The organism is Marinobacter alkalisoli (assembly GCF_045449855.1).
Lineage (GTDB): Bacteria > Pseudomonadota > Gammaproteobacteria > Pseudomonadales > Oleiphilaceae > Marinobacter.
The window spans coordinates 259,895-271,356 of sequence record NZ_JBJJLC010000006.1 but is presented as its reverse complement, the minus strand read 5'-3'; the positions used below and the strand labels follow the sequence as shown (position 1 = coordinate 271,356).

At 57.2% G+C, this 11,462-nt stretch carries 13 protein-coding genes; 5 read left to right on the top strand and 8 right to left on the bottom strand.

Going from position 1 to position 11,462, the window contains the following annotated elements:
• The coding region (locus tag ACJO5Y_RS04730; protein WP_406985275.1) for an electron transfer flavoprotein-ubiquinone oxidoreductase at positions 1-888 on the top strand (888 nt) is incomplete at its 5' end.
• A 146-nt stretch (positions 889-1,034) separates the two neighbouring features.
• Here ACJO5Y_RS04730 and ACJO5Y_RS04725 read toward each other — a convergent pair.
• The 7 genes from ACJO5Y_RS04725 to ACJO5Y_RS04695 all read right to left on the bottom strand — a co-directional run bounded on the left by ACJO5Y_RS04725 (position 1,035) and on the right by ACJO5Y_RS04695 (position 6,536).
• Positions 1,035-1,496, bottom strand: coding sequence for an FKBP-type peptidyl-prolyl cis-trans isomerase (locus ACJO5Y_RS04725; protein ID WP_406985274.1), 462 nt, complete (start codon positions 1,494-1,496; stop codon positions 1,035-1,037).
• 202 nt (positions 1,497-1,698) lie between these two features.
• A complete protein-coding gene (locus ACJO5Y_RS04720; protein WP_406985273.1) occupies positions 1,699-2,271 on the bottom strand; it encodes a DUF1285 domain-containing protein in 573 nt (190 codons plus the stop codon).
• A 3-nt stretch (positions 2,272-2,274) separates the two neighbouring features.
• Entirely contained in the window at positions 2,275-3,171 is an 897-nt protein-coding gene (locus ACJO5Y_RS04715; protein ID WP_406985272.1) for a radical SAM protein, read from the bottom strand.
• A gap of 41 nt (positions 3,172-3,212) precedes the next feature.
• A complete protein-coding gene (locus ACJO5Y_RS04710; RefSeq protein WP_406985271.1) occupies positions 3,213-3,662 on the bottom strand; it encodes a SixA phosphatase family protein in 450 nt (149 codons plus the stop codon).
• A 16-nt stretch (positions 3,663-3,678) separates the two neighbouring features.
• Positions 3,679-4,752, bottom strand: a complete 1,074-nt coding sequence (locus tag ACJO5Y_RS04705; protein ID WP_406985270.1) for an NAD(P)H-dependent glycerol-3-phosphate dehydrogenase — start codon at positions 4,750-4,752, stop codon at positions 3,679-3,681.
• Between the two features lie 69 nt (positions 4,753-4,821).
• A complete protein-coding gene (locus ACJO5Y_RS04700) occupies positions 4,822-5,313 on the bottom strand; it encodes an STAS domain-containing protein (RefSeq protein ID WP_406985269.1) in 492 nt (163 codons plus the stop codon).
• Positions 5,314-5,327: 14 nt separating this feature from the next.
• A complete protein-coding gene (locus ACJO5Y_RS04695; protein ID WP_406985268.1) occupies positions 5,328-6,536 on the bottom strand; it encodes a PP2C family protein-serine/threonine phosphatase in 1,209 nt (402 codons plus the stop codon).
• 113 nt (positions 6,537-6,649) lie between these two features.
• Between ACJO5Y_RS04695 and ACJO5Y_RS04690 the strand changes: the two genes are divergently transcribed.
• Positions 6,650-8,119: an HD domain-containing protein gene (locus tag ACJO5Y_RS04690; protein ID WP_406985267.1), complete on the top strand. Its 1,470-nt coding sequence runs from the start codon at positions 6,650-6,652 to the stop codon at positions 8,117-8,119.
• A 7-nt stretch (positions 8,120-8,126) separates the two neighbouring features.
• On the opposite strand, the gene ACJO5Y_RS04685 is transcribed toward ACJO5Y_RS04690, so the two are convergent.
• On the bottom strand, positions 8,127-9,143 hold the full coding sequence (locus ACJO5Y_RS04685) for an NAD(P)/FAD-dependent oxidoreductase (RefSeq protein WP_406985266.1): 1,017 nt from the start codon (positions 9,141-9,143) through the stop codon (positions 8,127-8,129).
• A gap of 115 nt (positions 9,144-9,258) precedes the next feature.
• Between ACJO5Y_RS04685 and ACJO5Y_RS04680 the strand changes: the two genes are divergently transcribed.
• Genes ACJO5Y_RS04680 through ACJO5Y_RS04670 form a run of 3 tightly spaced genes read left to right on the top strand, consistent with a single transcriptional unit; the run spans position 9,259 to position 11,458 of the window.
• Positions 9,259-10,215 (top strand): acyl-CoA desaturase, encoded by a 957-nt coding sequence (locus ACJO5Y_RS04680; RefSeq protein WP_406985265.1) that lies wholly within the window; start codon positions 9,259-9,261, stop codon positions 10,213-10,215.
• A complete protein-coding gene (locus ACJO5Y_RS04675; protein WP_406985264.1) occupies positions 10,212-10,679 on the top strand; it encodes a nuclear transport factor 2 family protein in 468 nt (155 codons plus the stop codon). The genes ACJO5Y_RS04680 and ACJO5Y_RS04675 overlap by 4 nt, the downstream gene beginning before the upstream one ends.
• Positions 10,676-11,458 carry an SDR family NAD(P)-dependent oxidoreductase gene (locus ACJO5Y_RS04670; RefSeq protein ID WP_406985263.1) on the top strand — a complete coding sequence of 261 codons (783 nt, stop codon included), beginning with the start codon at positions 10,676-10,678 and terminating at the stop codon, positions 11,456-11,458. The genes ACJO5Y_RS04675 and ACJO5Y_RS04670 overlap by 4 nt, the downstream gene beginning before the upstream one ends.
• Positions 11,459-11,462: the final 4 nt, after the last annotated feature.

Sequence of the window (11,462 nt, the reverse complement as noted above, 5' to 3'; positions counted from 1 at the left end):
GGCCAGGTCTATGTCGGCCTGATCACCGACCTGTCCTACAGCAATCCGCACCTGAGCCCGTTCGATGAATTCCAGCGCCTCAAGCTGCACCCGGAGTTCAAACAGTATCTGGAAGGCGGCAAGCGTGTTTCCTACGGTGCCCGCGCCATCACCAAGGGCGGCTTCAACTCCCTGCCGAAGATGAGCTTCCCGGGTGGCCTGTTGCTGGGCTGTGATGCCGGCACCCTGAATTTCTCCAAGATCAAGGGCTCCCACACCGCCATGAAATCTGGCCTGCTGGGCGCGGAAGCGGTGTTCGAAGCATTGAAGGAAGGCAAGTCCGGTGAGGAAATCACCAGCTTTGCCGATCGCTTCAAGGACAGCTGGCTCTACAAAGAACTGTATGACGAGCGCAACTTTGGCCCGGCCATGCACAAATTCGGTAATGTGGTTGGCGGCGGCATCGCCTTCTTCGAGCAGAACATCCTGCATCGCAGCCTGCCGTTCACCCTGCACGACACCATCCCGGATTACGCCACCCTGAAGCCGGCGTCCGAGGCCAAGAAGATCGATTACCCGAAACCGGATAACACCCTGACCTTCGACAAGCTGTCGTCGGTGTTCATTTCCAACACCAACCACGAGGAAGATCAGCCGGTTCACCTGAAACTGACCGATCCGGACATTCCGCTGAAGGACAACCTGCCCAAGTACAACGAGCCCGCGCAGCGTTACTGCCCGGCCGGCGTATACGAGGTGGTTGAAGCCGAAGACGGCAGCGGCAAGAAGTTCCAGATCAACGCCCAGAACTGTGTTCACTGCAAGACCTGTGATATCAAGGATCCTGCCCAGAACATCAACTGGGTGACTCCGGAAGGTGGCGGCGGGCCCAACTATCCGAACATGTAAGTTCGGTTTCCGGTACAAAAAACGGCCCATTATGGGTCGTTTTTTGTTTGGGGTGTCGGATTAGGCGAAGCCGTAATCCGACAAAACCTGCAGACATAAAAAAACGGCTCACAAGGAGCCGTTCTTCGATAACGCTTCGGAAAAGCTTAGTGCACGTGGCCGTGCTCTTGCTCTTCGTCGGTCGCATCACGAGTCTCTACCACTTCTACGTCGAAGTGCAGAGTCTGGCCAGCCAGCGGGTGGTTGGCATCGATGGTGACGGTCTCGTCGCCAACTTCAACTACACGAACAACCTGAGGGCCGCCCGGAGTCTGTGCCTGGAACTGCATGCCCGGCTCGATGGTATCAACGCCTTCAAATGCAGAACGGGGAACCGGCTGGATCAGTTCTTCGTTAACTTCACCGTAGCCTTCACCGGGCTCGACAGTAACTTTAGCCTGGTCACCGGCGTTTTTTTCGTTCAGCGCGTTTTCCAGTCCGCCGATAATGTTTTGTGCACCTTCCACATAAGACAGAGGCTCACGACCTTCTACACGGGAAGAGTCAAGCTGCTCACCCTGGTCATTAGTGAGTGTGTAATGGATGGTGACAACACGAGGTTGGGCCATGTGATCTCCTTGCGTGTCGCAATGACTGTTTAATTGAATTTGGGTAATCGCAAGTATTCATGAACAGCCATACTGCACAGAGGGACTAACGACCACCGGGCCTCGTTAGAGAGCCAGGCTCGGTAACAAGATCGAAAATACAGTTTAACAATTGTAGGACTGCCTTTTCTACCGTCAGTTATTTGGGGCGATGTCAGTCTTTTCAACTCCCCTGCCCGATTTCATAAAAATTTCCGCCGCTCCACACTCCCAGTATCGGCGAGCCGTCATCCGCCTGACCCTCGCTGACATGCTCCGCCAGATCGTAATACGCTGCTGTGACCAGCCTGGCCTCCAGGCCATGCCGTACAAACACCACCGGGCGCGGCTCGTCGCTGCCGGGATAACGCCCGACACTCAGTGGATGTTCGTTGCCAACAGCCAGGGTTTCACCCACATTGGTGGTCAGGTAAAGCGTCTGGTCAGTTCCCTGCCCCTTCACCTCCAGGGTGTGGGCAAGCAGTGGCGCATCTTCCACCTGGACGCGCCACTTCTCGACGGGCGTTACCAGGTAATAATGGTCATCGTCTTCACGGCGAAGGATGGTTGAAAACAGCCGGACAATGGCCTCTCTGGCGAGAGGCTCGCCTTCATAGATCCATTGTCCGTCCCGGGTGATGCGGATATCGATGTCCCCGGACAACTCCGGATGCCACTTGTCCAGCGGGGGCAGGCCCTTGCCTGAGTCACCCGATTGCTCAACCTGCTTCGCAATGCTCTCCGGCTTATGTGCCATGGTTCAAAGCCCTCTCATCCATTCCGGCCGCAAGGCCGCAGTGCCGGGACTGGAGATCGCCAGAGTCACTTCGTCCAGCAGCCGCTGCTTGTCGCGCCCGAGTGTGCCCTTCAATACCAGGTAGTTGGAGGCGTGGTCACTGCGGAAGATCGTCCGGTCCAACTCCAGGTGTTCGAGAAACAGGCGGATCTCACGAAACAGACCGTCCTGGTTCAGTGGTACGAAATCATCGCCAAATCCCTCACGAAATCGTTCCTCACCCTGCGGAAAGCTCACCACCAGTGTGGACAGATAATCCGGCTGGGTGTCACTGCAGAGTTTCGCGGTGTTGATGGCGTGCTGCTCTGACAGGGCTTCACCGCCAAGACCATTGAGAACCATCACCGAACTGGTCAGGCCCGATTCGCGGATTTTCAGCAGGGCGGACCGGGTGGATTCACCGGTTTCCCCTTTGTTGACCCGACGCAGAATCTCATCGTCACCGGATTCCATACCAACATACAGAATCTTCAGCCCTGCCTCCCGCAGTTGGGTAAGCTCTTCTACGGATTTTTTGGCCAGGTTTCTTGGCAGGCAATAGCTCGATACCCGCTGGAGATCCGGAAACGCTGCTTTCAGGTCCGCGAGGATTTCAAGCAGCCGGCGAGTGGGCAGCACCATGGCGTCACCGTCCGCCAGAAACACGCGGCGAACGCTGCCCAGGCTACGTGCAGCCTTATCGATATCGGCGCGAACATCCTCCGGCTTCCTCGCCCGGAACTTCTTCTGGGGCTGAGTGTACATTTCGCAAAAGGTGCACTTGTTCCAGGAGCACCCATTGGTGACAGGCAGGATGAGGGACTTGGCCTCGCTGGGCGGACGGAATACGGGTTCGATGTAATCAATCGGGAAACTGTACATAAATGATTCGGGTGCTCTCTGTTGGCTTTGACTCGCCCCACTCAGGGCAGAAACTGAGCCCGGATATCGGCGCAACCCGGTCCTACTACCGGCATTTCCAATAATATTGCCTGGGAAGTCATGAACGGAATACCACGACGGTGCCCATCCACCAGCAAGGTAGACAGCGCACCCACAAATGGCATGTGCGACACCAGCATCAAGGGTGATATCGATGCCTCGAGCAATTCGTCGAGACAGCGGCCGGGGTCGTCATCCGGCGTTATGAAGTCCTTTTCAATAACCGGGCAGTTGATAATTTCGGACATGATGGCCGCCGTCTGCCTCGCGCGGACCAGCGGGCTGCACCAGACAGCCTCCGGGCGCCAGGGTGATTCGGCGATGTCTGCCGCAACGGTGGCGACCGATGCGCGCCCTGCTTCGGTCAGCTCACGTTCCTGATCGATGGTGTGCCACCCGGCTTCACCATGACGCATGACAATCAGATGCAAGGGCCACCTCCGGCTGTCACTGGTTATTGGCTATGGTCCGGGGCAGAATAAATTCCACATCGGAGTTCTGAACCGACATCATCAGGCTGTTAATGACCGCACTGATAGAGGCGGAGTCGTAAAGAATCTCGTAGAGGCCACGGACCAGAGGCATGTAGATACCAATAGCCTCAGACTTTTCCTTGACCAGCTTCAGGGTGTAAATGCCTTCGGCCACCTGCCCCAGCTCCGCAACGGCATCGTCGAGCTTCTTGCCTTTACCGACCGCGTAACCGACCCGATAGTTCCGGCTTTTCGACGAGGTACAGGTCACAATCAGGTCGCCGACACCGGCCAGCCCCATAAAGGTCATCGGATTGGCGCCAAGACTGACGGCAAACCGGCTCATTTCCGCCAGGCCACGGGTGATCAGCATCGCCTTGGCGTTCTCCCCAAGATCAAGCGCGGACGCCAGGCCGGAAACAATGGCATATATGTTCTTCAGGGCGCCGGCCAGTTCGACACCGTAAACGTCCACATTGGCGTAGACGCGGAAATATTCGCATCCGAGCAGGTCCTGTACGGTGCGGCGCACTTCCGGATCCTTGGCGGCAATAACGGTGGCGGTCAGATCCTTGTTGACGATTTCACCCGCCAGGTTGGGGCCGCTCAGTACACCGATACGACAGCGCGGGATTTCTTCCTGCAGGATTTCACTCATCAACTTGAAACCGTGCTCTTCGATACCCTTGGTCAGGCTGATGACAATCTGGTCGTCGGCAAATTCCGTACAATGCTCACGAATAACGACCCGAAATGCCTTGCTCGGAATCGCCAGGAACACGACCTCGGCCTTGTTGACGGCAGCCGCCAGGTCGGTGGTCGGCTGGACATCTCCGACCAGCTCGATGCCCGGCATATAACGGCTGTTGATGCGGGTACTGCGGATCTCTTGTACCTGGTTTTCGTCGCGCATCCAGAAATGTACGGTGTGGCCGTTATCCGCCAGCACCTTGGTCATGGCGGTACCGAAACTGCCGCCGCCCAGCACTGCAACATCACGGCCCGTGGAGGAAGCCCCTATTGTTTGCGGGTCGTTTTTATCAGGCATAGGTTGTCCGTTCTTTTATTGGATCGAATGAGGTCGCGGCTGCCATACTCACAGGAAACGTGGCCGTGATCAGCCGTGTTCTTCACATTCCAGGGCGCGAACCAGATTCTTGAACTCTTCCCGATTGCGGCTGTTCAGCCCCATCAGAACGCGGTGAGCGTCCAGCACCTTGTCGCGAACCTGTTGTTCGCTGGCGCGCAGTACGGGAATTTCCTCGAGTTGTTCAATCCGGGATGCGGGCTCACGAACAATGATGAAAATCTTGTCGAAACCCATGGAAGTGATGATTCGGGTAATGTCAGGGTTGGTGGATACCAGTGTGGGCAGGAAATGGCTTCGTTTCTGGGCCGCCATGGCGATCTTTGCCAGCAGCCCCAGGGTGGTGCTGTCGATGATTTCGCACTCGGTAAGATCAATCACCACGGTTTTGAAGTCTGGATCCTGGGTGATGGACTCAACCAGATTATCCAGCGTCGAACACAGGTTCAGCCGGATTTCCCCAATAAACTTCAGGAGGTAAATACCCTGATTTTCAGCTTGCAGGATCTTGTAACCAGCCATGTTATACACTGCCACTATTTCGACGACGTGTTTTCTGAACCGGGTTCGGTATCCGTAACCGAAACGATCGCGATATCGTCCGGCAACTCTGTAATCGCATCAAGATTCAGAGCCTGGTTCAGAGATGCGATAGTGTGACGACCTCCCGACACGAGTTCAAGTAGTGTCTGCTCCTTTTCATCCAGGCTTTTTGCCCGGATAACTTCCAGAATGCCATCCGAAAACAGAATGAGCCGAAACGGCTGCTCAAGCGGTACTTCGTATACTTCCCACTCCGGCGCTTCAAACAGCCCCACAGGCAACCCGCTTCCTTCCAGGAATGAGGTGCTACCGCCCTCGAAAGAAAGAATCGGCATCGGGAAGTGGGCGCCTACCGCATAACTCAATTTACGCTCATTTACGGAGATTATGCCAACGAATACGGTTACGTGTTTACCGAGCCCGGTATCCAATAGCTCCGAATTGATCCTGCTCAGGAACCGATCGGGATACAGGATGTCATCACTGGACCCGCGCCGAAGGTTGCGCTGAAGTCGATTGGTGAGGTTTTTCAGCAATACCGTAACGAACGCTGAGCTGGCGCCATGGCCAGAGACGTCGGCAATATAGACAAGCACCTTGTCTTTCGATATCCGGAAATAGTCCAGAAAATCTCCGCTCAGGTACAGGGATGGCTTGATCAGGTGAGACACGCTGAGGTCCGCCAGGCGCTGATCGTTGTCCGGCAACATGCGCAGTTGCACCTTGCGCCCTGCCCGCTGATCGGCCCGCAATTCGGCAATCCCGTTGCGCAGGTCCCGGTTGGCTTCCTCCAGTTCCAGGCGGTAAAGTTGGTTCAATCGATTCACTCGCACCCGGTCGAACAGCTTGCCGATGACATCGTCCAGGGCGGCCTTGTCGTCGGAACAATGCTTCAGGAAAAAGTCCGCGGCACCGGCGCGAAGGGCATTCACCACAGCAACTGAGTTCGCCGTATCGGAACAGGCCACTATCGGAGTGAATGTTTCCAGGTCTTCCAGCCTGGAGGCCAGTTCACGGATTTCGGCGGGCAATATGTCGGCGAAAATAACATCAGGAACGGTCTGATCGAACATGTTGAAGGCCGTGCCGATGTCAGGGCATCCGGTCACGTAGAAGCCCCGTGCTTCCAGGTGCCGGCTCAATTCCGTGCGTGCCTTTTTGTCGGCATCAATAATTAATATGCGCTCGGTGCGCGAGGTCATGGCTTCTGCCCTAAACTACCATCGGTAAAGGATAAATCGGGTACTTAACGCCTATTCTGGCACGACCCTGTGATATAACAAGGCAAGTTTGATGATTTTGGGAGAACCAGGCAATGAGAAGCGCAGTAAATGACCTGCTCGGCGCATATGACAAGCTGATTATGGATCCCGTCCACGGCGGCATTCCACTCTATCGCCATGAAATACGGGTGATTGACCACCCTTTGTTCCAGCGCCTGCGCAACATCTGCCAGAACGATATTCTCAGCCTTGTATTCCCCGGGGCGACCCACTCCCGCTTCCTGCACAGTATCGGCGTCATGCATGTGGGCACCCGCATGTTCCGCTCAATGATTGACGCTTACTTGCGGGAAAAGCAGCTCAGCGAGAAAACCGATCTCAGTCTGAGCCAGTTGGATGCCATCGATTACCTGGCCAAAACCATTCGCCTCGGCTGCCTGCTTCACGACAGCGGGCATTCCAGTTTCTCTCACCAGTTCACCCAGGCCCGCCGCATCCGGGATCTGATGTCCCGCCGGGACCGGTTTGAAGACCTGTGGGAAGGCGTGGATTATTCCACCTACCACAGCAGCCAGCCGGATGAACTTGAGCACGAACACTATTCGGTCCGCGTTGCCCATGAGGTATTGAAGGATATCGACATCCGGGCCGCCGGGCTCGATGCCCGGGACGTTATCGGCATCATGGAGACCACCGACGTCCAGCCCAGTGAGGCATTCCGCAAACATGCAAGGACGTTCTGGGCCTTCATCGCCGGGGATGATGCCCACTCCGGTGCCCTGAGCCATGCGGACATCCCCCGTCTGGTCATGGATCTGCTGTCTTCTATCGTGTCCGGGGAGATCGACGCGGACCGGGCGGACTATATGCTGAGGGATGGCTTCCACTCATCCGTGACCATTGGCGGCTTCAATCTTGATCACCTGCTCAGCAACCTGCGGTTCGGGTGGGATGTGTCGGAGCCCTGGCTGGGGCTCGCCATCACCCAGAAAGGCCTCGGCGCACTGGAGGATTTTGTCTACAGCCGCCATCAGATGTATCGCAAGGTCTACGCTCACAAGACTGCCCTGGGCTTCGACTGGCTCCTGCGCGAAGCCATCAACGAAGTGCTGGAAGACGCGGAAAGCTTCGAATGGGTGGATACCTGCCTGAGCAACATGCAGTACTTTGCGGAGTTGACCGACAACTTCTTCTGGGAGGCATTTCGCAAGGTCGCCCGCCGATACCCCGACAGTTTCTCCCGCTGCATTGTGGATCGCATCAAGCTCAATCACCTGGATACCCGGGAAGATCTGTCTCCACAAGAGATGGACGATCATAGCCAATGGCTGGCGAAAGAACTCGGCCTGGAGCCGGACCACGTGGTCACCTGCTCGATGCGTGCCCGTTTTTCCAACATCCAGGACAATTTCAACGGTATCAAGGTACTGGTCCGGGATCCGATTAACCGCCACCGTTCATTGCGCAAGATTACTGACGTCAGTGCATTCTTCAGCAAGTTCAGTGACGGCACCATCACTCACTTTTACCTGCAGCCGGAGGTAACACGGCCAGACGAATGACCGCCGATCAACGGGTCATTCTCCTGACCAGCGCGCTGGCGCTGTCAAAGGCACCCTCGACACGCCCTCCGCACAGCCAGTCCCCCGCCAGCCCGATGCCCTCCCCGGGGAACCACAGGCATCCGGGCTGCTCGTTGCTGTCAGAGCGCGCGTATAACCAGCGATGCGCTACGGTTTCGTCCGGGGAAAGATCTGTGCCGGTTACCGTCCGGAACGCCTCCAGCATTGTCGCGATGACCTCGGCAGGCGGCGTGTCCACATTTGCGGCGGACCATTGTGACGTGGCGTGAAGTACCCACCATTGTCCCTCGCCCTCACGCCCGGGTTTGCTGGAGTTGTTAGCAACCCAGGACAGCACGTTATTGTCCGGACGCAAGCCTTCGAATACGTCGTACGGCGCCGCCTTGAAATGAGCCGCCAGCGCCCAGCATGGTTGCATGGCGGCAACGGCACCATCCAGCGATTGGGCCAACTCCTGCAAACCACTGGCTGCCAGAAGATCCCTGGCCTGGGCAGGCGGGGCGGTGAGAATGATCTGATCGAAAGGTCCATGGCGCTGCGCGGTAGTGTCGGTCAGGAACCAGCCGCTGTCTTCCCGGGCCATTGTGGCAATGCGCACTTCCGCCCGGACATCAACGCTCGATGCCAGCGCCCGGCTGACCGCCGTCATCCTGGGAATACCGACATAACGCGGCTCATCCGGGAATGATTGCCAGTATCCGTCGGACTGCTGAAAGCCAAGGCGTCCCGGCCAGGGGCCGAAACTGTCTGGGCCGGCATAGCGTTCGAGAAACGCCCGGAAGTCCGGGTTACGGATGGTGAAGTACTGGGCGCCGATGTCGGCGGACCCGCCCGTGACCCGTTTGGCGGCAAGACGACCGCCGGGGCCGCGGCTTTTTTCGAACACCGTTACCTGGTGATTTTGCTGTTTCAGCAAAATTGCGGCAGACAGGCCCGCCAGACCTGAACCAACGACCGCTATGCGGCGTATATTCGGGCACTGGTTAATTTGGTCATTCTTCATTGAAGGTGCATCCAGAAACAGGTGTTTAAACGTAGATCAGGGCAAGCGGACAAAAACTCGCCCAACCCAACACGAAACAGCGATAGTTTACTCACGAAACAAGGGCAGTCTGGGTATGACCCGAGCGCAATACTGGCTAACAAACATTCTGAGATGGTTCGATTCCTCCGCCGGTTCGGATCACATCGATGCCACATCACGGTCGTTCAACTTTATCCGGGTTATCCCATTTATTGCACTTCATCTGGCGTGCCTGCTGGCCTTTTTTACCGGGGTCAGCGGATTCGCACTGGCCTTTGCTGTCGGCTTTTTCGTTTTACGGATGTTTGCAATAACCGGGTTTTACCATCGTTACTTCGCCCATAAAACCTTCAAGACCAGCCGCACGACACAATTCGTGTTTGCCATTCTGGGGGCCAGCGCGGCTCAACGGGGCCCGCTGTGGTGGGCGGCCCACCACCGCCACCATCACCAGCATTCCGATCAGGAGCAAGACCTGCACTCCCCGCATCAGGGCGGATTCTGGTGGTCCCATGCCGGATGGTTCACCTGTGATGCCGGTTTTGCGATGGACGAGCGGCGCGTCAGAGACTGGCTGAAGTTTCCGGAGTTGCGCTTCGTGAACCGTTTCGACTCCCTTGTTCCAGCCGCCGCCGCAGTGCTGATCTATGGCATCGGTGAGGCGCTGGCCGTCTGGGCTCCTGGTCTGGGCACCAACGGTTTACAACTTCTGGCCTGGGGCTTTTTCATCTCCACGGTGGTGCTTTTCCATGCCACCGTATCCATCAATTCCCTGTCCCACGTGTGGGGCAAGCGCCGGTTCGATACTCCGGACGACAGCCGTAACAATTTCTGGCTCGCCCTGCTCACCCTGGGCGAAGGCTGGCACAACAATCACCATCGTTGGCCGCAATCGGTCCGCCAGGGCTTCCGCTGGTATGAAATCGATATTACCTGGTACGGACTCTGGGCGCTGTCCAGACTCGGTATCATCTGGGACCTGAATCCGATTCCCAGGCACATTCAGGAAGAAACCCGGCAACTTGACGCGCAAAAGAGGAAGCAACTGTGAGCACCGCCCCGGCAATCGAAGTTGGCACCCGGAATTCCTCCGTTCCCGGCACGCTCGAGCGCTTCCGGGACCTGTTCAATTCCCTGGACGCCGGCAACCTGAACAAGCTGTCGTCGGTGTACAGCGAAAATGTTCAGTTTCAGGATCCGCTGTCTTCCATGTCCGGACTGGATCAGCTTACCCGGTACTTCGCAGGCGCCTACGCCAACGTGCTGTCCTGCGAGTTTGAGTTCGGCGACGCCGTGATCACTGGGGAGCATGTGGCAATCACCTGGGTCATGCGCCTGCGCCACAAACGCATTCGCCGTGGCAGGGAGATTCTCGTGGACGGTATGAGCCGGCTGGTTATCCGTAATGGCAAGGTCACATACCACCGGGATTATTTCGATGCCGGCCAGTTACTGTACGAACACCTTCCGGTGATCGGTCGTTTTATCCGCTGGATCAGGACGGGCGCGGCATGAGTCGCAGACTCCAGGTTCCGGAAAATATCTGGATTACCGGTGCCGGTTCCGGTATCGGTGAAGCGGTCTCCCGCGCGCTTCTCGAGCAGGGCCACAGACTGATTCTGACCGGCCGTCGGCGGGAACCTCTGGAGGCCATTCAGGCCGTAGCGCCGGATCGTGTGACCGTTGCGCCTGCGGACACCACCGACCAGCAACAGCTCGGGTCTATAGCTCCCCGGCTTGAGAGCCATGGCGACCTGAACATGGCCATCCTTAACGCCGGTACCTGTGAATACCTGGAGGTCAGCCATTACAGCAGTGATGTCATTGCCAACAATCTGCACACCAATATGACAGGCACGGCACGCTGTCTGGATATTGCCCTGCCTGCACTCCGCAGGACCCGCGCAAAGGGCTGCCCGGCGACACTGGTGATTGTCAGCTCCTCAGCCTGGTGGTTTCCTTTCGGGCGTGCCGAGGGCTACGGCGCTTCCAAGGCTGCGCTCAGCTATTTCGCGTATGCCCTCCGGGCGGATCTGGCTGCCGAAGGCATTGATGTCGTGGTGGTGTCACCGGGATTTGTGAAAACGCCCCTGACAGACCGCAACGATTTTCCCATGCCATTCCTGGTCACTGCCGACGACGCTGCCCGGCGAATTGTGAACGGACTAGCCAGGGGGCGTCACGACATCGCGTTTCCCAAGCGTTTTACGTGGACACTGCGGCTGCTTGGCGCCCTGCCCCGCGGGATCATTGACCGAATGGCTGCGGCGATGGCCCGGAAGAGCAACACTTAACAGG